This window comes from Shimwellia pseudoproteus (assembly GCF_016415625.1).
Lineage (GTDB): Bacteria > Pseudomonadota > Gammaproteobacteria > Enterobacterales > Enterobacteriaceae > Shimwellia > Shimwellia pseudoproteus.
In genome coordinates this window covers 1-21,061 of sequence record NZ_WBXP01000031.1, presented here as the reverse complement: position 1 = coordinate 21,061, position 21,061 = coordinate 1, and the positions used below count along the sequence as shown (strand labels likewise).

Here is a 21,061-nt window from a genome sequence, read left to right as displayed (position 1 = left end):
GAGGTTGCACTCGCTCACAGTTTTTTAGGTTGTACCATAAAAAAACGTTAAGTGGCGCATATAAAAGGAGGTACACCATTTTATTATCCTGCGGTAATTCTTTTTCCTTATTTTCCCTCGCCTATTATCAACCTTGTTAACCACATCACATTTAACAAAGTTGCACAAAGTTGCACAAAGTTGCAACATGCATAATAGTAGCCATCAGCATTTAAACAATTCCAATAACACATCAGGAGCGGAAACATGGGGACCACCACCATGGGGGTTAAGCTGGATGAAGCCACCCGCGATCGCATTAAGCACGCAGCAGCAAAAATTGACCGGACACCTCACTGGCTAATTAAGCAGGCAATCTTCACCTATCTCGAGCGCCTGGAAACCAGTGACTCACTGCCAGAATTACCGGCATTGCTGTCCGGGGCGGCCAATGAGCCGGAAGAGTCCCCGGCGCTCCCGGAAGAGCCCCGCACCCCGTTCCTGAATTTTGCCGAGCAGATCCTCCCTCAATCCGTGACCCGGGCCGCGATCACCGCCGCCTGGCGTCGCCCGGAAACCGACGCGGTGCCGATGCTTCTTGAACGCGCCCGGCTCCCCAAAAACATGGCCGCCCAGGCCCATAAGCTCGCCTGGCAACTGGCGGACAAACTGCGTAATCAGAAGAGTGCCGGTGGCCGTGCGGGGATGGTGCAAAACCTGTTGCAGGAGTTCTCCCTCTCCCCTCAGGAAGGTGTCGCGCTGATGTGCCTGGCGGAGGCGCTATTACGTATCCCGGACAAAGCCACCCGGGATGCACTGATCCGCGATAAGATAAGCGGCGGCAACTGGCAGTCCCATATCGGCCGCAGCCCGTCACTGTTTGTCAATGCCGCCACCTGGGGGCTGCTGTTTACCGGCAGACTGGTGGCCACCCACAACGAGGCCAACCTGTCACACGCCCTCAACCGGATAATCAGTAAAAGCGGCGAGCCCCTGGTGCGCAAAGGGGTAGACATGGCAATGCGCCTGATGGGCGAGCAGTTTGTCACCGGCGAGACCATTGCCGAAGCCCTGGCCAACGCCCGTAAATTGGAAGAGAAAGGGTTCCGCTACTCTTACGACATGCTGGGGGAAGCCGCCCTGACCGCCGCCGATGCGGATGCCTATATGGTTTCTTATCAGCAGGCTATTTACGCCATAGGAAAAGCCTCTAATGGCCGCGGCATTTATGAAGGGCCGGGGATCTCGATTAAGCTTTCCGCCCTGCACCCGCGCTATAGCCGCGCCCAGTACCAGCGGGTAATGGACGAGCTATACCCACGCTTAAAATCCCTGGTATTGCTGGCCCGCCAGTATGATATCGGGATTAATATTGATGCCGAAGAGGCCGACCGCCTGGAGCTGTCGCTGGATCTTATCGAGACGCTGTGTTTCGAACCCGAGCTGGGTGACTGGAACGGTATCGGCTTTGTTATCCAGGCCTACCAGAAACGCTGCCCGTTCGTAATTGATTACCTGATTGACCTCGCCAGCCGCAGCCACCGCCGGTTAATGATTCGCCTGGTTAAAGGGGCGTACTGGGACAGCGAAATTAAACGCGCCCAGGTGGATGGTCTGGAAGGTTACCCGGTCTACACCCGCAAGGTCTACACCGACGTTTCCTACCTGGCCTGTGCCCGTAAGCTGCTGTCCGTCCCCAGCCTGATCTACCCGCAGTTCGCCACCCATAACGCCCATACCCTGGCGGCGATTTATCAGCTTGCCGGGCAAAACTACTACCCGGGCCAGTATGAATTCCAGTGCCTGCACGGCATGGGGGAGCCGCTGTATGATCAAGTGGTTGGTAAAGTCGCAGACGGTAAACTGAACCGTCCGTGCCGGATTTACGCCCCGGTGGGGACCCACGAAACCCTGCTGGCATACCTGGTGCGCCGCCTGCTGGAAAACGGCGCCAATACCTCATTTGTTAACCGCATTGCGGATACCAGCCTCTCCCTGGATGAGCTGGTTGCCGATCCGGTCGAGGCCGTAGAACAGCTGGCCGTCAGAGAAGGTGCTGTCGGCATACCGCACCCGAAGATCCCCCTGCCGCGTGAGCTGTACGGCGACAGCCGCACTAACTCCGCGGGGCTGGACCTGGCTAACGAACACCGGCTGGCGTCACTGTCGTCTGCCCTGCTGGCCAGCGCCACCCACAAGATCCTCGCCCGGCCAGTGCTTAGCGGCCCGGTGGCGGACGGTGACATGTTCCCGGTTATCAACCCGGCAGATCCTGGCGATATTGTCGGGTACACCCGCGAAGCGACCGACGCCGAAGTGTCCGCCGCGCTGGACAATGCCGTCAGCGAGGCCCCCATCTGGTTTGCCACCCCACCCGCAGAGCGCGCGACCATCCTGGAACGCGCCGCCCAGTTAATGGAGAGCGATATCCAGGGGTTGATTGGTATCCTGGTGCGGGAAGCGGGCAAGACCTTCAGCAACGCCATTGCTGAAGTGCGCGAAGCCGTTGATTTTCTGCGCTATTACGCCGCGCAGGCACGCAATGATCTGGATAACGACAGCCACCGTCCGTTAGGCCCGGTGGTCTGCATCAGCCCGTGGAACTTCCCGCTGGCGATTTTTACCGGCCAGATAGCCGCCGCCCTCGCCGCAGGCAATAGCGTGCTGGCCAAACCGGCGGAACAGACACCGCTGATTGCCGCCCGGGGCATCGCCCTGCTGCTGGAAGCCGGTATCCCGGCGGGGGTACTACAACTGTTACCCGGCCGTGGCGACGTGGTCGGTGCCCGGTTGATGGCGGATAACCGTATTCGCGGGGTGATGTTTACCGGATCCACCGAGGTGGCCGCTATTCTCCAGCGCCAGCTGGCCAGCCGCCTCGATCCGCACGGGCGCCCGATCCCGCTTATCGCGGAAACCGGCGGTATGAACGCGATGATCGTTGACTCCTCCGCCCTGACCGAACAGGTCGTGGTGGATGTGGTGGCCTCTGCCTTTGACAGCGCTGGCCAGCGCTGCTCTGCCCTGCGTATTCTGTGTATTCAGGACGATGTGGCCGAGCACACCCTGAAAATGCTGCGCGGCGCCATGGCCGAGTGCCGGATGGGCAACCCGGAACGCCTGAGTACCGATATCGGGCCGGTGATTGATAGCGACGCCAAAGCCAATATCGAACGCCATATTCAGGAGATGCGCAGCCAGGGGCACCGTATTTTCCAGGCCGCCCAGGAAAATAGCGAAGACACCCGCGAATGGCAAAGCGGCACCTTTATTCCGCCAACCCTGATAGAACTGAACAGCGTGGATGAGCTGAAGCGCGAAGTGTTTGGCCCGGTGCTGCACGTGGTGCGCTACCCGCGCCATCAACTGGAAGCGCTGGTGGCGCAAATCAATGCCAGTGGTTATGGCCTGACCCTCGGCATTCACACCAGGATTGATGAAACCATCGCTCAGGTCACCAGTCATGCCCATGTCGGTAATATGTACGTCAACCGCAATATGGTCGGGGCGGTGGTCGGAGTTCAGCCCTTTGGCGGGGAAGGCCTCTCGGGGACTGGCCCGAAAGCCGGTGGCCCGCTCTATCTCTACCGCCTGCTCTCCAGCCGTCCCCAGGATGCCCTGCAACGCACCTTTGCCCGGCTGGATAAACACCAGGTGGTGGACAGCTCGCTCCACAGCGGTATGCAACAGGGTATCCAGGCGTTACTGGCCTGGTCTGCGGATCGCCCCGCATTACAGGCCCTGTGCCAGACCTTGTTAACCCTGAGCGAAAGCGGCAGGCAGCGTTTGCTTACCGGCCCCACCGGTGAACGGAACACCTACCTGCTACTCCCCAGAGCGCGGGTGCTGTGTATGGCCGATAACGACGACGATCGCCTGGTGCAACTGGCCACCGCGTTGGCGGCAGGTAGCCAGGTATTGTGGCCGGCACAGCCAGAGTACCGGGCGCTGGCAAAACAGCTCCCGGCGGCGGTCATTAACCACATCAGCTACGGGGAACCAGCAGGGCTGTTTGCTCAGCCATTTGATGCGGTCATCTTCCACGGCGACTCCGATCAATTACTGGAAATCTGCCAGCAGGTTGCCGCCAGAGAGGGGGCGATTATCTCGGTACAGGGTTTCGCCCGGGGGGAAACCAATCTGCTGCTGGAGCGTTTGTATGTGGAGCGCTCGCTCAGCGTCAACACCGCCGCCGCGGGGGTAACGCCAGCCTGATGACAATTGGCTAAGGGTTCGCTACCCTGAGGCAGGCCCCGGGATGCCGGGGCCTTTTTTTTAAGACAAGGTATCGCAGCAATGTACCGCAACAAGGGATAGCTTATGAAACCGGTTACGTTATTCGCCCTTAGCCTGCTGTTGCCCGGCGCCGCCCTGGCGGCAAATTGCGACCAGGCCGCCACCCAGACCGAAATGAACACCTGTAGCGCAGAACAGTATCAGCAGGCCGATCGTCAGCTCAACGCCACCTGGCAAAACGTCAGCGCCCTGGCCGACGACAACCAGAAAGCATTACTCAAAAAAGCACAGAATGCGTGGATAGCACTGCGGAATGCCGACTGCGCTCTGCTGGCCTCCGGCACCGAAGGCGGCAGTGTCCAGCCGATGATCCGTAACCAGTGTATGACCGATAAAACCCGCGATCGGGAGGCGTTTCTCGCCTCGCTGACCCAGTGTGATGAAGGGGACTTAAGCTGCCCGCTCCGGGGGCATTAAGCCGTCTGCCGCGGGCGAATACCCTCAATAATCATCTGCTGAACATGGCTTACCGTGCGCTGGAAAAACGCCGCATCGCTCAGATCAGTGCCGGTGACCGCCTCAACCTGGGTAGCAAAATCCGCATAGTGCTGGGTGGTGGCCCAGATCATAAAGATCAAGTGATGGGGATCGACTGCCGCCAGTTTCCCCTCGCGCACCCAGCCAGAAATGATCGCCGATTTCTCATCCACCAGCGTTTTCAAATCCCCGGACAGCTCCGCCATCAGTAATGGCGCCCCCTGGAGCATCTCCAGGCAGAACAGGCGGGACGCCTGGGGATTATCACGGGAGACTTCCATTTTCAGCCGGATATACTCAGCAATCGCCGTCAGCGGCTGCAAATCAGTGCGGAACGCTTTAAGGGGCGCCAGCCAGATGGCGAGGATGTTTTTTAATACCTCGACATAGAGCGCTTCTTTAGAAGGGAAATAGTAGAGCAGATTGGTTTTCGACACCTGTGCATGCTCGGCCACCTGTTCCAGGGTCGCGCCATGCAGCCCATAGCGGGAAAATAGCGTCAACCCTGCAGATAAAATCGCCTTTTTTTTGGCGGCTACTGCCCGCGAACGGCGGCCACCCGGTGCTGATGACTCTTGCTGCATAATCCACTCCTTGACTAATGTGGCTCAAGCATAGCAAACAGCACCGGGCAAATTCGAGGCAGATCAGTGTTCTTCCGTGGCAATATCCAGCGACCGGCGTTTTTTTAGCTTAATCTCGCTGACGATCACCCCACAAACAATCAGTGCCGCCCCGGCAACCGCCAGCAGCGGTAAACGCTCACCGGCCATACGCCCAAAAATCCCCGCCCAGACAGGTTCACCGGTGTAGATAACCGTCGCCCGGGTCGGCGAGACGCTGCGCTGGGCCCAGTTCATGGTCACCTGAATAATCGCGCTAAAAATACCCAGGCCAACAGCCACCCCCACCAGCCCCGGCGGGAGAGTGGCCGGAATAGCCTCCCCGGTGGGCACCGTCGCCGCAAATGCCAGCACCGACGCGGTCGCCAGCTGCACCACCGTGACCCGGCGGATATCCACCTTGCCCGCCCAGGTACTGATAAGAATAATCTCCGCCGCAATCGCGACCGCCCCGACGAGGGTAATAATTTCACCGTGCCCCAAATGGAGGCTACTGCCTTCCGGGCCCGCCAGTAACACCAGCCCCGCAAATGCCAGCGCAATACCTATCCACGACATCAGACTGGGCATCCGCCGCAAACATAACCACTGCAATAACGGCACCAAAGGCACATACATGGCGGTGATAAAGGCCGATTTACTGCTGGAGATACTGGTCAGCCCCCAGGTTTGCAGGCTATAGCCGCAGGCGATGGCAATACCGATAACCACCCCGGCTTTGACCTCCAGCCAGGTCATCCCCCGCAGGCAGCGCCAGGAGACAACCGCCACCGCTACCGCCGCAGTGGCAAAACGCAGGCCGACAAAAAATAACGGGCCACTCATGGTGACCGCATACTGGACCGCCAGAAAGGTGGCCCCCCAAAACAGGGTGATCAGCATCAGGATGGCTTCCTGAGGCGATAAAGAAAAACGCGCGTGAGTAACTGACATGACAACCGCAGACGAAGAAGATAATCACCACAGTGTGCGGGGGGCGGGCCGGATATTCAAGTGATGGTTATCAATAAAAACCGCCGGAAGTGTCCGGCGGTGCACCCGTATCCTGATGTTACGGGGAGTGAAAATGAGGATTATTTATTGCGGGCAGATCCGTGGCTGTTTCTGCCACCTTTACGCCCCGCTTCAGAGGCGCGCTGAGGATCGTTTTTAAAGTTTCCGCCACTCATTTTCCCGCCTTTGCGACCGGCTTCTGATGCGCGCTCACGGTCTTCCGCAAAGTTTCCTGAACCTCCACGATGGTTTGCCATACTGTCTGTACCTCCGGGCCGGTAAATCAATAAGCCTGCCTTGCGTCTCCAGGCTGTTCGGGCGGCAGCACGGCGCCTGCCAATACATACCGCTTAGGTTAAGGGTAGCGTAAGGCGCAGCCCCGCCGGGCAGATGGTTACAATTTGACATATCCCCCTACGGCAATGGCCCGGCAGGCCCGCGGGTGGCCCATTAACGCCTTCTTATCATTAGCGAAGCACAGCACCAGAAAAGTGTGAATTGATGCTACAACCCGCCCTGCGGGGATTAAACGTGCGATATATCAATCAGCGCAACGTTTTATTCCGCCAGCCGGTGGTCATTTAGTACATCACCGCTGATCTGTACTACCCTTACCAGGGTGTATTTCAGGCTTGCTAATAGGTTAATTAAGGAGAATAACAATGGCTGCAAAAGTACTGGTACTGTACTACTCCATGTATGGACATATCGAAACCATGGCCCGGGCCGTGGCGGAAGGCGCCAACAAAGTTGATGGTGTGGATGTCGTCATCAAACGGGTACCGGAAACCATGAATGCGGAAGCGTTCGCCAAAGCCGGGGGGAAAACCCAGAACGCGCCGGTGGCCACACCGCAAGAACTGGTCGACTATGATGCCATCATTTTTGGTACCCCAACCCGCTTCGGCAATATGTCCGGGCAAATGCGCACCTTCCTCGATCAGACCGGCGGGCTGTGGGCGGCGGGTAGCCTGTATGGCAAACTGGCCAGCGTGTTCAGCTCCACCGGTACCGGCGGCGGCCAGGAGCAGACCATTACCTCCACCTGGACCACCCTGGCGCACCACGGCATGGTAATTGTGCCGATTGGTTATGCGGCCCAGGAGCTGTTTGATATTTCCCAGGTACGCGGCGGCACGCCCTATGGCGCCACCACCATTGCCGGTGCCGACGGTTCACGCCAGCCGAGTGAGGAAGAACTTGCCATCGCCCGCTATCAGGGGGAATATGTGGCTGGTTTAGCAGTGAAATTAACCGCTTAATTATCTGAGGAGAAGTCCATGGCAGATCAGCAGAACAAGGCCCACCACGTTGCAGAATGGGCGCGCTTACGTAATACCTCACTGGAAATTGCTGAGGCCATCTTCGAACTTTGTAATTACGACGAGAAAAAAGCTGAGCAAGTGTGGGAAGACGGTAATGATGAGGTCCTGCCCCTTGCCTTCAGCAAAACGGATAAAGACACGCTGTTCTGGGATGAACAAACCATCGAACGCAAAGACGTGTGAGGCGGTATTGCCACCCAAAAACCCCGCTGCTGCGGGGTTTTTTTATGGTTTAATCGCCGGGATAACTGTCCCTCTCAGTTCTGGTCGCGGCCCAGCAACCGGGCAAACTGTTCCGCCGGGCAAAATCCGTGGCTATCGACCGGGCAGCCTTTCAGTGACAGGGTCACACGCTGGGCCGGGTGCGCCAGATTAAGCGGCGCGCCATCGCGCAATTGCTGAGTACTCTGGTAGACATACTCCAGCTTAATGTTGTCCTGATTGTTTTTGGCATTATGCCAGCGCTCAAACAGGATCTTGCCGCCGATGGGGGTGCGCTCAAACTGCCCGGGTAACTGGTAGTTTTCAACCTCCAGCGCACTCAGCAGCGAGGCGATATTAGAATCATGCCCCACCAGTAATGTCACCGCAGGCCCCTTCCCGGCCTCTTTCACCAGGGCCTGATTAAGGTAGCGTATCAGCGGCGCCGCCACATTACGCGCCACCGCCGGTGAGGTGAATAACGAATCCTGGTAACTGTTCTTCAGCGCCGACAGCACGCGCCACTGCTGCTCACTGCGAATATTCCCCCAGGCCACATCCGCAATGGGGAACCCTTCGTAATACTGCAAGGTAAACGCATCCACCAGGGAGTTACCCACTTTCAGCGGGCCGCTGACCCCGGGCTCCTCATTCAGGCGCGCACTAAAGGTGTCTTTGCCGTGGGCCAGGTCGCACTGCTGATGCACAGTGCAGGCCGGTGAATTTTTATAATCGACAATCTGCGCCAGCAACTGGTAACTGTCATCCAGTTGATCGCGCTGGCGCTGTTGCGCCATGGCGCTAACCGCCCGGGCGCTGAACTGCGGATCATCATTGGTGATAACCGGGTTAAAGGTTGGGTCCATGGTGCCCATCTGCGGCTGATGGTGTACCGGCACATCACAGCCCGGGAAGGCGCCGGTAACAAAAAACTGCGCCGTCGCCACGGTACGCTGCAGGCTATTGGCATAGGCATACACCCGGGATGCCGCCGGGCACTCTCCCGGGGTCAGCAGCTTTTGCTGCTCCAGCCACTCGCGCATATAGTGCCCCATATAGACTTCCAGCACCCCGCCTTTGGTGGTCAGATGGCCACCGGGCACATCCCACTGGGGCCAGGCGTGGCGCGTCGATTGCTCAAGCACACTGCCGTTATTGGCGAGCGGCGCCCGCAAATTATGGCGGCTCATTATCAGCACCTGCTGGAGCTGGTAGCCATCGGGAATGTCATCCGCCAGCGACTGGGCAGAAAAACCGGCCGCCAGCGAGATAACCAGAGCAAGGGAATATTTTGTCATGCGCACGTCCTCAGCATTGATTTCCATACCATTAGCTGAACAGTGTGGCAGAAAAGCAGCCACAGTAACGTGCGTCACGCACATAACACACCATCCAGCGTATCCCGGATAAATACGCAAAAAAATCGGCGGCCCATCACCTTCGGCCACCGATTTACGTCACATCCTGTCGCGCTGCCTGATTATCTGGCGGTTACGGCAGCATCTGACGGCAATTTATCAAAATCCCATAAGCCATTTTTCTTATAGGGGTCGCCAATCCAGCGCGTCTCAGGCTGGAAAGCCGCATTAACCAGGCTTTTCTGTGCGTCCCAGCCCTGATACTGCAACCCGGCCATATCGGACCAGGTATGGATAAACTGCGACAGGCTGTAGGGACGATCGGTCATGTTGCTATAGTCCTGGGGGTAATGCTGCTGCCAGGAAGGCGATACCCAGTGAAAGTACGGCACGGTGTACATTGGCCGGGTGGGCGCCCCTTCGTTACGGCCCTGGATATCATGGGGCGGCGTATCGTAGACCTCTTCCCCGTGGTCCGAAAAGAACACCATAAACCCATGGGGCTGGGTCGCTTTATACTGGTTGATTAGTGTGGCCACCACATAGTCGTTATACAAGTTGGCATTGCCGTAATCGTTATAGGACTCCAGTTGCTGAGCATTGAGCCCTTTGGGTACGACATCATCGCTGCCGCTGAATTTGGCATACTGCTCAGGGAAGCGGTATTTGTAGTTAATATGCGTCCCCAGCAGATGCACGATAATCAGCTTCTTCGGCGCACTGTCATCCAGGGCCTCCTGGAATGGCGCAAACACCACATCATCATACTGCCGGGCGCTCTGGGTGCGCTGGTTGTTCATGTAATACTGCTTGTCGGTCTGCCTGGAAAACACCGTCAGCATGGTATTACGCTTGGTCATGGTCTGCTGATTGGTGATCCAGAAAGTTTTATAGCCAGCCTGCTTCATCATGTTCATCAGGGATGGCTGGGTCAGATACAGCTCGGGATTAAGCTCATCGGCAAAAGTCAGGATCTGTTGCATGATTTCGATGGTATAAGGACGGGCAGACACCACGTCGTTAAACACCGTCAATTGCGGATCTTGCTGGCGCATCGCATCCAGCAGCGGCGTGGTCTCACGGCCATAACCATACAGACTCATCCGCCCGCTCTGGGTGGACTCCCCCAGCACCAGCACCAGAGTCCGCGGCTCATCACCGGTACGGTCGTTAAGATCTGCCAGCGGCGCCAGGCTGTTATTTTCCTGCATCAGGTTCTGCAGGCTGCCAAGCTGGCTACGGTACTGGTACCAGGCACTCACCATCTGCCAGGGGGCGGCCGGTTCAATACGCGACATCACGTGGGCAATAATTCGGGGCGCTTTACGGCGCCGGATAACAATATCGCGCAGTAACATATGGCCCAGCAACACATAGAAAATCACCAGCGCCACACCATAACGCCACGGAACGGGAATATAGACTGGTTGCAGTTGGTGCCATAGCGCCACGCCGACCAGGGTATACAGCACCAGTACGATGGCCAATTTGGCGGAAAAATACTGGCTGAAATATTCCCGTGCTTCCGTCGCGTTACTTTCAAACATAGTAAACAATACGCTCTGGGAGAACTCCTGACGGTAAATAACGTAATAGGCCAGGGAGCAAAGCGAGGTTGCCCATAATATCACCCCAATAACCGTGGCGATGACCATAGAATAACCAGGGAATAAAAAGCACGGGATCAACCACAACGAGCTGAACAACAGTGAGTCACGAAACCCGTTGGTCCCGCTGTGCCCGGTAACCAGAATAAAAAGCTGCAATGACGTGGAAAAATACCAGAAGAATACCAGCATCCAACCCAATGACGCCCAGCTGAAAGCCATAGGCAATGTCGATAGCATAAAAAAGATATCCTGTGAAAATAAGCGGTGTGCCTGTTTGTACTTAGCGCTGCGTACTTATTGCACGTACTAAGCACGCCCCAGTGAGGGGGCAGCTGATTTGACACCCCTACCAGACATTAATTCGGCCGCAGCGTCATTTTTATTTTGTAATTAAGAATATCCTGACGAATATACGGGCAATATATAAACCGTTGCTCAATTGATACTAATAAATCACGGGACGGACTTACTTTCGCTGCCTGTCGTTGAAATAAAAAATAATAACTCTCAGTATCAAACCCAGAGAAATAAATAGCGCTCTAATAAACTATTATCATCTACTCGCCGATCCACACCGCGGCTAGCGGGGTTTCACCGCCTGCACCACCGCACAAATCACATCGTTATACTGCGCGGCGCGCTGCTGTTGCTCGCGCCAGTAAATATTTGCCGTATTAATTTGCGCCGACTGTTGCTGGCTGGCTATGGCCAGTTGCTCAAAAAACGGCTTCAGGAATCGCCCTCCCGGAAAAATATTATTATGAAATACCGGATTACCATTAAGGTATTGCCAATGCTCAGCCTTCTTGTCGAACCTGGCCGCAGGGAAGTAATTCTGGCTGTAACTGGCCCAAAAATCAGCGGCCTGATAACTCAGCGGGTAATTATTCTGGCACGGGCCCGGGTCTGCCAGGTAACGGGTATTCTGCGCCGACGGTTTAAACGGGTTCTCCATCCAGCGCGCCATCCCTTCCAGGTACCATTTTTGTTTAAATACTGCGTAACCATACTGGTAAAGGTGGAATAGCTCATGGGCAGGTGTCACATTCTGCAGTGGATCCAGGGTACGGTTGATAACGATTTTGATACCGCACCCCGTGCGCTGGCCATCGCCCATGGTGTCATTGGCCACCTTGTCAAAGGCTGATCCGTGGCCCTTCTCCAGGGCCATCACATAGACATTGACCTGACGGGCATTGTGAAATATGGGCTGCTTCAGCGGGAAGCGCAGCCCCAGAATTGTCGAATAAAAATAGCGCGCGGCAGCCAGCTGGATCGCGATGTTTTCAATACTATCGGGCACCTTATTGTGGTTACTGTCGTCAGTATTCAGCAGCGCATCGGGCCCGCTGTTAGCGTAGAAGATCCGAAAATCCCCCGCCCTGTATTGCTGATCCAGCACATGCTGCTGCAGTAACGACCCATTTTTACAGGGCTCCGCCAGCACCACGTTGGCCGCACTGGCCCCCTGGCTCCAGATAGCCGCACTCCCCAGCACACTGATGACCACCCCAGCCCGCATAACCCCTCCGCCCCACCTGTTTTGCGCTGTTATCACCGGGGCTAGCCCCCGGCAGATTTACGCACGGCTGACCTCAGTGAATGGACGTTATCCGCCGCCACGGCGGGTGACCCCTGGTCGTTCATGGCCTGTAGCCACTGGGCCCAGCGGACCGCCAGCGTCGCCCCGTGATAACGCCGGGCATTATCAACTGCCGCCTGCTGCATCTGCTGCTGACGGGCCGGATCGCTCACCACGGCAATTAACGCCTCACTAAAGGCCTGTTCATCATCCGGTGCCACCAGTATCCCGGCGCCGCTGTCACCCAGAATATCCCGGGGGCCATACTTAATGGCAAAACTCACCAGCGGCGTACCGTAGATCATCGACTCCACCGCCGAGATAGACTGCCCCTCCTGGCGGGAACACAGCACAGAACAGCAGGCCTGGCGGTGCGCCCCGGCGATATCGGCAGTAAAACCGTCAATGATAACCGCATAGGAGAGGCCCATCTCTTCGACCTGTTTGATCAACTGGCGACGTAACGGCCCAACACCATGCGTATGTAACCGCGCCTGAGGGCAGCGCTGAATAACCTTGCTGAATGCCCGGATCAACAGCGCATGCTGTTTCTCTTCTGCATAACGCGCCAGGTAAAGAATGGTCTGCGATGGCGACTTCTCCACCCCACCCGGGATCTTGTGCTCCTCCACATGATTCGGGATAACCAGCATGCGTTCCGCCGGATACCCGGCGGCGATCAAGTCCTGGCGCTGCTCCTCAGTAAGTATAATCAATTTATCCACCAGTTCCGGCAGGCGCAGTAAATGCTGGTAGCTGTACTTGATGCCGCCATTGAGCAACTGATGGTGAGCGTGAATAATGGCGCTCAGCGTGCAGTTGAGCCTTTCCTGCGGATGTGAGCAGACAAACGCCCGGTAAGCCCGGTTTTTATCGACGATAAAATGCCACTGGTGGCGATTATCCAGCTGGTTGTAGAGCAACCAGGCGACCAGCTCATCCTCACGCTGAAACCGTTTAATCTCCCCGCCCGGCAGCCCCAGTTCTATATGGCTAAGCTGCAAATTGGCTTTGGTGTGATCAAACGTACGCCGCAGCAATACGGCGCCGCTCTCATCACAGTATTCTTCAAAAATCGCCCCCCCGGCGGACTGATAGTTATGCATCCCCACCGGCACCCGGGCCGAAGCCGCCACCACTTTACGGGCGGCCAGATCTCCCGCCAGGGACGCCAGCGGAACAATTTTTTGTTGCTGGCGGCACTGCACTAAACCGTAATACAGGTTATGCACCTGTACCTGCTCCGGCAGGGCGCCGCGCTTTTTCAGGCCGGCGATATTATCGGCCAGCTCCGGGCTCCAGGCGGAGGTAATTATCACCGGCGGGGTGGCGAGGTGCTGGCAAAATAGCGCGGCGCGCCGGGTGGCGGCGGTTTCGATGCCATTGCCCACGTCACGCAAATTCTCCAGCAAAAAAACCGTGGTACTGTCAGCGTCACCGGTCACAATCCCCTGCGCCAGCGCGTTATTTTTCTGACGTTGATAATATTTTTGATACGCGATATAGCCGGAAAGATAATGCTCAACATCATCGATTCTGACCCGGTAACTGTGGTGGCGAATAAAGAAACTGTTAGCAATACGGGCCGGGTTTTTAAAGAACATCGCCAGTTCCGGCCAGAAGAAGCCATTCAGTAAATAACGCGCCCGGTACTCCAGGGCCTGGTAAAACTTGTCGGTATCAAAGGCGGCCAGCAAATGAACATGGTCCGGGGAGCGCACCAGCCGGGCCACCATATCCGCGGCCGCCATCATTAATTCCAGCAAGGTCGGGTAGGTCGTCACCCGCTGGAGCACAAAATCCAGATGGCCACTGACGTTATCAAGGCCAAACTGGAAATATTTCTCCTCCGGGCGGAAATAGGTCAGCTCATTAACACAGTAACTCAGCCAGTGGTCATGATGTTGCCAGTGCTTATTGGCAATAAAATAGCTAAAGGCGTTCTCCACCATGGCAATCAATGCCGGGTCGCGGTTGATACGATACAAACGCATCAGCGCAAAGGCCGCCTCCCCGTCGTAATAGATGATCCGAAACGCCTCTTTTACCGACAGATCGTGGCTGTTCAGCACATGAACAAACTTGCCACTGGCCGGATCCTGCATATAACCAATCCCGGCGGCGAGTTTTTCCATCAGCGGAATATATTGCTTATCCCCGGTGACTTCCGTGTATTTTGCCAGCGCCAGAATAGAAACCGCATTACCGCCGAGCTTGATTTCATCACCGGTATCATGCAGGAACGCCGCCTCGCGATTATCCGGTAACCGCGCCGTGTGGATAAGCTCCCCGGTCAGGCGCTCCAGCGCCCGTTCAATAGCCCGGCGGGCGGGCTCCTGGCGGGTCGCCTCCCAGCCCTCGATCAGCGCGTAGGTTGAACTGGCGTGACGCAGGGCATTATAAGAACCCACCAGCCGGTCAAAACAGGGAAACCAGCCGTAGTTGTACAGCCCATCCGCTTTAACCTGGCCTGATAAATACGCCGTTCCTTTATTGATAACGTCCCCCAGCCAGGCCTCCTGCCAGTTATCCGGCAAGGTTCTGAACCCGGCGTCTTTACCGTCGCTTTCAATGGGGTAAGTACCAAAACGGTCACAATAGACCGCCCGGGTTTTAAAGCGCCAGATAATATGCTCATCGTTTTCTGGCCAGGCCAGCGGCTCGCCAAAACGGCGCACCCCGTAATTATGGAGGTTGGTATCATTGGGTGACACCACCCCATTTTTACCGTCATAGAGCAGCGCATTCCCGGCTATCTCCTGCTCCAGCATTGCCACCGAGAATTGCGGATCAAACGCCAGCCCAAAGCGGAAATAATTACGCTTGGTCATAGCAAATTTCGCCTTGAGCTTACCCCACTCAATGGCTTCCAGGGTGTCGACAATGTCCACCCGCAGCCACTGCGTTTCCCGCTGCTGGGTTTTGCGCCACTGCTGTAATGCTCTGGCCCCCGCCAGCCATGCCTGTTCAAAAGAAGCACCGGTCGCGATATGTACATGGGCCCGGGTTTTCCCACTGCTGACACTAAAAAAAATAACCCACCCCGGATAGCCGCCAGGCAGCGGCGTTGTTTTAAGATGCTTTGCCCTGAAACAAGCCGGCTGTAGTAAATCGCTCAGTGCCATTTTTATGTCTCCGTGGTCCCATCAGGTAATGAAATATGCGGATTAAATAACATTTGCTTATTGGTTAACGTTCTCTGAGTGCTTCCTTTGCACGGTTAAATGGTTTAATTAAATAATCCATCACGGTTTTTTCACCCGTCTTGATATCTACCGTGGCAATCATCCCGGGGCTAATAGAAAAATGTTTGCCTTGTTTATTCGTCAAATAATCCGTCTGGGTACGAATAAACACCCGGTAGTAATACACTTCCGGTTTAACCTCATCCTGAATAGTATCCGGCGAAATCGTCTCCACCACGCCATCAAGCGCACCGTAGATGGCATAGTCGTAAGCGGTTATTTTCACCAGTGCCGGTTGATCAGGATGGATAAAGGCAATATCCCGGGGGGAAATCCGGGCTTCTATCAATAAATGGCCATCCACAGGGACGATTTCCATCAGCTCCCCGTTAGGCGGAATAACCCCACCAATAGTGGTAACTTTGATATTTTTAACAATCCCCTGCACCGGTGAACGCACCGTCAGACGCGCAACTGAATCCGCCCGGCCTTTAATTACCTCCTCCAGGCTGGCGACATCGGCATTAGCTTTCGAAAGCTGCTCCCGGGCGTCCACATAATAGCGGGTATTAACATCGGTAATTTTAAGCGCAATATCCGACTGCTGCTGGCCAAGGCGCAGCACTTCAACATTACTGGCCGCCCCGGTTTTCGCCAGCCGCTCAGTGATAGCCAACTCTTTATTCACCAGCGCCAGGGACTGGTTAAGCTGCTGCATTGAGCGGGTGTACTGGTCGCGCCGGCTATGGTAGAGGCGGGTCTCTTCGGCAATTAGCGCGGGCCAGGCTTTCAGGGCATCGGGAAAGACCAGCGGCTGGTTGCTGACCTCTGCGGTCAGCCGGATACTGGCCGCCAGGGACGCCCGATATTTCGCCTGGCTCTCCCCCACGCTTGACTCGCTGCGGGTCGGATCCAGCCGCGCCACTATCTGGCCCGCCTTCACTTTACTTCCCTCCTGCACGTCCAGCTCAGTCAGAATACCGCCGTCCAGAGTTTGCAGGATTTGCTCACGGGCACTGGGAATCACTTTCCCGGTACCGGTCGAGACTTCGTCCAGCACCGCAAACCATGCCCAGACAAAAGCGGCAATTAATAACGCCACGAGGATCTGTACCAGCCGCTGGGATCCCACCAGATGGGCTTCATCTTCCTCTTTGCCCGGGATAGCCGCCACCGGATCATCCTGCGGCACAATCCCCATCATTGTGGTGGTGGACTTTGTCATATATTCACCACCTGCCCGCGGGCTTTTTCCTGCTCGAACAGTGCTTCCCGCGGCTTATCCATCACCAGTTGCCCGTCTTTGATAACCAGCACCCGCTCGACAATTTTTAGTACCGCCGCCCGGTGGGTGGCAATAATCAGGGTGCGCTTCCCGGCCCACAGGGCCAGCTTCTCAATAAACGCTTTTTCCGTTGGCTCATCAAAAAAGGCGGTAGGTTCATCCAGCAAAATGATATTTGGGTCACGCAGCAAGGTACGGGCCAGCAATAATGACTGGCGCTGGCCACCGGACAGCCCGCCCCCGCCCTCCATCACCGGATACTCCAGCCCCTGAGGCAGGCGGCGCACAAACTCCACCGCCCCGCAAATATCCAGCACCGCGAAAATATCATCATCACTGGCGGTGGGCCGCCCGAGGGTTAGATTCTCCCGCAGGGTACCGTGGAATAACCGCGCCTCCTGGGTGAGCAATACCGCGTTGCGCCTGATATCGGCCATATCCAACTGCGGGACACTCAGATCATCCAGCCGCAACTCACCAGACACCAGCTCCATATTGCCCATTATGGACTGCAATAAGGTGGATTTACCGGCACCAATACGCCCAAGAATGGCTATCTTTTCCCCGGCCTGAATGGAGAGCCGCTCAATTTTAAGTGGGTAGGTGCCCTCTTCCTGCGCATAACGAAATATCGCCTGGGTAAACTCATAATGGCCATGTAACACCGAGCGATGAACCCGCTGTTCGTCACCGCCGTTTTCCACCGGCAATGACATTAAATTATCGAGGCTGGCTTTCGCAGCCTTCACCTGCTGCCAGCGGGCCAGTACCCCACAAAGCGCCGTCATCGGCGCCACCATCCGGGTGGAAAGCAGTGATGCGGCGACCATTGCCCCGGTGGTGATATCACCATCGATAACCAGCGGCGCACCGACAAATACCACCACCGCATACAGCATGGTCTGGACCGTCATCCCCCAGCTAATCAGCCCGTGGGTTAAGCGCCGGGTCTTCACCCCGGACTCCGCCGTAATGCTGATATAGTTATTCCACTGCTGCAAAAAGCGGCTCTCCGCCTGCATCATTTTAATATCCTGTAGTCCCTGGATACTCTCCACCATAATGGCGTTGCGCAGTGTGACTTCATGAATATTCTGGTTGGCCAGCGCCGCCAGCTTCTTCTGTAATAACAGCCCCGGGACCACCATCAGCACGATAGCCAGCGGCGCAATCCAGCTCAACCACGGGGAGACAATAAACAGCACCAGCTGGAACAACAGAAAGAACGGCAAATCGGCAATAATCGTCACCGTGGTGGAGGTGACCATATCGCGAACCTGCTCCAGCTCCCGTATTTGTGAAATAAACGTTCCCGTCGAGCGGGGAACGGCGGAGTTTTTCAGGTGCAGCGCATGGCCAAATACCCGATCCGACACGCGAATATCGGCGCGCTTACCCAGCAGATCCATCACATGACCACGGGTTATCTTGAGGATAAAACCGAACACCGATGCCAGTAACACCCCGCTGAACAGGACATACAGCGTGGGATAAGACTGGGCCGGGATCACCCGGTCATAAACCTGCATGGAAAATAAAATCCCCGTCAGTGCCAGGGTATTGGTGGCCAGAGAGGCCAGCATAATATGGGCATAGGGGCGATAATCCTGAAAAATAATACTGCGCAGCCAGTCAGGCTGATAACGGCTCAGGAACCGTTCAGTCCGGACATCCCGGGCCGGTGCCGATGGCCGGAATGCCACCAGGTGTTCAATGTTGTCCAGAATAGCCTGGAGTGGATAGTGGCTGACGAGGGACATTTCGGCCACCAGGCGGATGGCCACGATATTGTCCTCACTGAAGCTTTCAATTATCCCTATTTGCCCGTCTTTTAACTCCACCACCACCGGCAGGCGCCAGGCCGACAGCGTGTAGCCGCTGCGTTGATAGACCAGACAATGCAGCCCGGCATGGCGCGAGAGGTATTGCAGTGCCTCAGCTAAGGTTTTTTGGCTGCTGCCTCACTCTGCCGCCGCCTGTAATGTCCCGGGAGAAAAACTCTGGCGGTAGTGGTTAGCAATAAAAGAAATTGCCGTGGCCCAGTCCGGTAAGTTATAGATATCGCTATGGTTAGCGGATGTACTCATGGGCGGATCTCCACGCCCTGAATATTATGATTATCCAGGGCGAATACATTGCGCGTTTTTCCGGTACTGAACAGGCAGTCCAGCTGCAGTGAACGCAACTGAGCCTCAGTCTGTACCTGGCTGAATTGGGCCTGAAAAATCTCCTGGTCTACGTTCAGTAAATCAAGTAAGGGCCGCGATCCCAGCTGTAAATACTGATCCTGATACAGCGCGCGGGTCTGCTCACCCAGCACTTGCTGGCGCTGCTGAATGCGTATTGACTGAATAAGATTGACCGCCTCATCCTGGGATGCGGTGAGCTTTTGCCGGGCATTCAGTTGTTCAGCCCTGACCGATGCATTGGCCGCGGCCAGGCTTTGCAGTGAGGCTTCGCGGCTGGCGGTTAATGCCCCGCCCTGATAAATCGGCATTTCAACTTTTACCCAGGCCGAATACTGTGTTTTGTTCAATGCCGCGCTGTTGGCATAGTTATCATTCAGGTAGTGGGTGACCTCGGGCTCCAGAGAGATGGTCGGCAGCATTTGCGCCGTGGCGTTATCCACCTGCGCCTGGGCCTGATTCACCTGGGCAATGGCCGCCAGTACCGCAGGTACCGCATGGTAATTAATATCGGAGACACCACAGGCCTGGGTCATCCCCTGCGGGGCGCTATCGGCGACGGTGCCTATCTCCGCGGTACCAATATAGGTGGCGAGGGTCGCCCGCCAGCGCTGTAGCGCGGCTTCATACTGAGTTAGCGTTGCCTGCGCGCCTTCGATACGCGTATCGGTTTGCAACACATCCGATAACGATGTCGCCCCGGCATCATTGCGCTGGCGAATCAAATCACCAATACCTTTCAGTGATGTCATTTGCTGGCGGGCAATCGCCACTAATTTTTGGTAGCCCTGAACTTGCACCACCGCGGAAGCGGTATCGTGGGCAACCTGATCGATGGTGAGCATCACGTTCGCCTGATATTGTGCAACACCGGCGTCCGCCTGCCGGACAGCGCTTGAGACTTTGCCAAAGTCATAAAGCATTTGGGAAACAGACACCACCAGAGACGGTGAATACCCTGCCCCCTGATAGGTGTTGCTATAACCATTATTCATACCCGCACTGACTTGTGGGTAATATTTTGCTTTGGCAACATCCACCTTTTGGGCCTGTTCCATTAATTTCCCGACAGCCTGTGCCACTGTCGGATGCCAGTCCACCGCGGTTTTCACCGCAGTCTGGATAGTTAACTCACCCGTAATATGGGCATTTTTATTCAATAAGTTTTTGTCATCATAAGTCACCGCCTGACCTTGATTGTTATAAATATCATTTGCGCTGATATTCCCGGGCATCGCCGAAAGCTCTTCAGCACAAACGCTATTACTTATTCCATAAAAAAATAACAAGCCAGAATACCCACATAAAAATGCAGGCGTAATTTTATTTAAAAGCCCCATTAATGCCTACCCCTGTTAAAAACAATAATAAGACTCAGGCATACCGCGCCAGGTATTACCCTTTGGGTTTATTCATTTAATTTGCTCCCTTTATTTTTATAGCCTGAACAATGGCATCCGTCATTTAACTGGGTGGCACAAATCCATATGTGCCACACAGATCATATTTATTTATGAAGAAAGATGGCTGTCTAACAGTTCATCCAGGGTGTGGACCCCATTAATGGTAATCAGCGGTGTCGACTGATGCTGGGTACTACCGGTACCGTCGCGATCAATACTCACTACCGTATTACCGTTAACGTAGGAGAGCGAAATAAAGCTCCCCAGGGAATCACTGGATCCATTCCAGCCAACCAACAGCGCCGAGACATCGATATGATCACCCTGGGCGGCAGAGAAGTTATTCCAGGTATCGTGACCATTACCCCCATCATCGTTATCCGCCAGCAGATGGTAAACCAGCGAATCCCCGTAGACAGAGCCCACAATACTGTCTGCGTTGGCGCTGCTGACGATCTGCGGGGCTTTGTTGAATAAATCAGATTTCGGGTAAGTCTCCCCCGTAGCGGGTTGTGTTTTCAGGCAATACGCACACTTTCAGGCATACCTGCTTTCGTC

The 21,061-nt window shown here is 55.7% G+C and carries 13 protein-coding genes and 2 pseudogenes; 4 read left to right on the top strand and 11 right to left on the bottom strand.

Annotation, left to right across the window (positions count from 1 at the left end):
* The first annotated feature begins 246 nt into the window (after positions 1-246).
* Together putA and F9C28_RS13635 are read left to right on the top strand one after the other, a co-directional pair.
* Positions 247-4,208 (top strand): annotated as a pseudogene (gene putA, locus F9C28_RS13640) (trifunctional transcriptional regulator/proline dehydrogenase/L-glutamate gamma-semialdehyde dehydrogenase).
* Positions 4,209-4,299: 91 nt separating this feature from the next.
* Positions 4,300-4,692 (top strand): lysozyme inhibitor LprI family protein, encoded by a 393-nt coding sequence (locus F9C28_RS13635; protein ID WP_199015912.1) that lies wholly within the window; start codon positions 4,300-4,302, stop codon positions 4,690-4,692.
* On the opposite strand, the gene rutR is transcribed toward F9C28_RS13635, so the two are convergent.
* From rutR to F9C28_RS13620, 3 genes are all read right to left on the bottom strand, one after another.
* On the bottom strand, positions 4,689-5,336 hold the full coding sequence (gene rutR, locus F9C28_RS13630) for an HTH-type transcriptional regulator RutR (protein ID WP_199015911.1): 648 nt from the start codon (positions 5,334-5,336) through the stop codon (positions 4,689-4,691). The two genes, F9C28_RS13635 and rutR, sit on opposite strands and share 4 nt — an antisense overlap.
* A gap of 63 nt (positions 5,337-5,399) precedes the next feature.
* Positions 5,400-6,308, bottom strand: coding sequence for a DMT family transporter (locus F9C28_RS13625; protein WP_199015910.1), 909 nt, complete (start codon positions 6,306-6,308; stop codon positions 5,400-5,402).
* A gap of 140 nt (positions 6,309-6,448) precedes the next feature.
* Positions 6,449-6,625: a con-10 family general stress protein gene (locus F9C28_RS13620; protein ID WP_199015909.1), complete on the bottom strand. Its 177-nt coding sequence runs from the start codon at positions 6,623-6,625 to the stop codon at positions 6,449-6,451.
* A 405-nt stretch (positions 6,626-7,030) separates the two neighbouring features.
* On the opposite strand from F9C28_RS13620, the gene wrbA reads away from it, so the two are divergent.
* Positions 7,031-7,630: an NAD(P)H:quinone oxidoreductase gene (gene wrbA, locus F9C28_RS13615; protein ID WP_199015908.1), complete on the top strand. Its 600-nt coding sequence runs from the start codon at positions 7,031-7,033 to the stop codon at positions 7,628-7,630.
* Positions 7,631-7,648: 18 nt separating this feature from the next.
* Positions 7,649-7,876, top strand: coding sequence for a YccJ family protein (locus tag F9C28_RS13610; protein WP_199015907.1), 228 nt, complete (start codon positions 7,649-7,651; stop codon positions 7,874-7,876).
* A 74-nt stretch (positions 7,877-7,950) separates the two neighbouring features.
* Here the strand turns inward: F9C28_RS13610 and agp are convergent, their stop codons facing one another.
* The 8 genes and pseudogenes from agp to F9C28_RS20150 form a co-directional block, all read right to left on the bottom strand.
* Positions 7,951-9,192 carry a bifunctional glucose-1-phosphatase/inositol phosphatase gene (agp, locus tag F9C28_RS13605; RefSeq protein WP_199015906.1) on the bottom strand — a complete coding sequence of 414 codons (1,242 nt, stop codon included), beginning with the start codon at positions 9,190-9,192 and terminating at the stop codon, positions 7,951-7,953.
* A gap of 182 nt (positions 9,193-9,374) precedes the next feature.
* The gene (cptA, locus tag F9C28_RS13600) at positions 9,375-11,099 is read right to left on the bottom strand and encodes a phosphoethanolamine transferase CptA (RefSeq protein WP_199015905.1); all 1,725 of its coding nucleotides are present in this window, start codon (positions 11,097-11,099) and stop codon (positions 9,375-9,377) included.
* A 343-nt stretch (positions 11,100-11,442) separates the two neighbouring features.
* Positions 11,443-12,384, bottom strand: coding sequence for a peptidase (locus F9C28_RS13595; RefSeq protein ID WP_233149076.1), 942 nt, complete (start codon positions 12,382-12,384; stop codon positions 11,443-11,445).
* A 41-nt stretch (positions 12,385-12,425) separates the two neighbouring features.
* Positions 12,426-15,569, bottom strand: coding sequence for a glycosyltransferase (locus F9C28_RS13590; RefSeq protein WP_199015904.1), 3,144 nt, complete (start codon positions 15,567-15,569; stop codon positions 12,426-12,428).
* A gap of 64 nt (positions 15,570-15,633) precedes the next feature.
* Entirely contained in the window at positions 15,634-16,830 is a 1,197-nt protein-coding gene (locus F9C28_RS13585) for an HlyD family type I secretion periplasmic adaptor subunit (protein ID WP_408641528.1), read from the bottom strand.
* Between the two features lie 20 nt (positions 16,831-16,850).
* Positions 16,851-19,001 (bottom strand): annotated as a pseudogene (locus F9C28_RS13580) (type I secretion system permease/ATPase).
* Entirely contained in the window at positions 18,998-20,440 is a 1,443-nt protein-coding gene (locus tag F9C28_RS13575; RefSeq protein WP_408641527.1) for a TolC family outer membrane protein, read from the bottom strand. Before F9C28_RS13575 ends, F9C28_RS13580 begins: the two are co-directional and overlap by 4 nt.
* Positions 20,441-20,611: 171 nt before the next feature.
* A complete protein-coding gene (locus tag F9C28_RS20150) occupies positions 20,612-20,929 on the bottom strand; it encodes a type I secretion C-terminal target domain-containing protein (protein WP_332909418.1) in 318 nt (105 codons plus the stop codon).
* Positions 20,930-21,061 lie beyond the last annotated feature (132 nt).

Bases quoted from the DNA above. Each gene is read 5' to 3' on its own strand.
- agp (WP_199015906.1), bottom strand. From the start codon at position 9,192: ATGACAAAATATTCCCTTGCTCTGGTTATCTCGCTGGCGGCCGGTTTT.
- F9C28_RS13575 (WP_408641527.1), bottom strand. From the start codon at position 20,440: ATGGGGCTTTTAAATAAAATTACGCCTGCATTTTTATGTGGGTATTCT.
- rutR (WP_199015911.1), bottom strand. From the start codon at position 5,336: ATGCAGCAAGAGTCATCAGCACCGGGTGGCCGCCGTTCGCGGGCAGTA.
- F9C28_RS13590 (WP_199015904.1), bottom strand. From the start codon at position 15,569: ATGGCACTGAGCGATTTACTACAGCCGGCTTGTTTCAGGGCAAAGCAT.
- cptA (WP_199015905.1), bottom strand. From the start codon at position 11,099: ATGCTATCGACATTGCCTATGGCTTTCAGCTGGGCGTCATTGGGTTGG.
- F9C28_RS13610 (WP_199015907.1), top strand. From the start codon at position 7,649: ATGGCAGATCAGCAGAACAAGGCCCACCACGTTGCAGAATGGGCGCGC.
- wrbA (WP_199015908.1), top strand. From the start codon at position 7,031: ATGGCTGCAAAAGTACTGGTACTGTACTACTCCATGTATGGACATATC.
- F9C28_RS13625 (WP_199015910.1), bottom strand. From the start codon at position 6,308: ATGTCAGTTACTCACGCGCGTTTTTCTTTATCGCCTCAGGAAGCCATC.
- F9C28_RS13585 (WP_408641528.1), bottom strand. From the start codon at position 16,830: ATGGGGATTGTGCCGCAGGATGATCCGGTGGCGGCTATCCCGGGCAAA.
- F9C28_RS13635 (WP_199015912.1), top strand. From the start codon at position 4,300: ATGAAACCGGTTACGTTATTCGCCCTTAGCCTGCTGTTGCCCGGCGCC.
- F9C28_RS13620 (WP_199015909.1), bottom strand. From the start codon at position 6,625: ATGGCAAACCATCGTGGAGGTTCAGGAAACTTTGCGGAAGACCGTGAG.
- F9C28_RS13595 (WP_233149076.1), bottom strand. From the start codon at position 12,384: ATGCGGGCTGGGGTGGTCATCAGTGTGCTGGGGAGTGCGGCTATCTGG.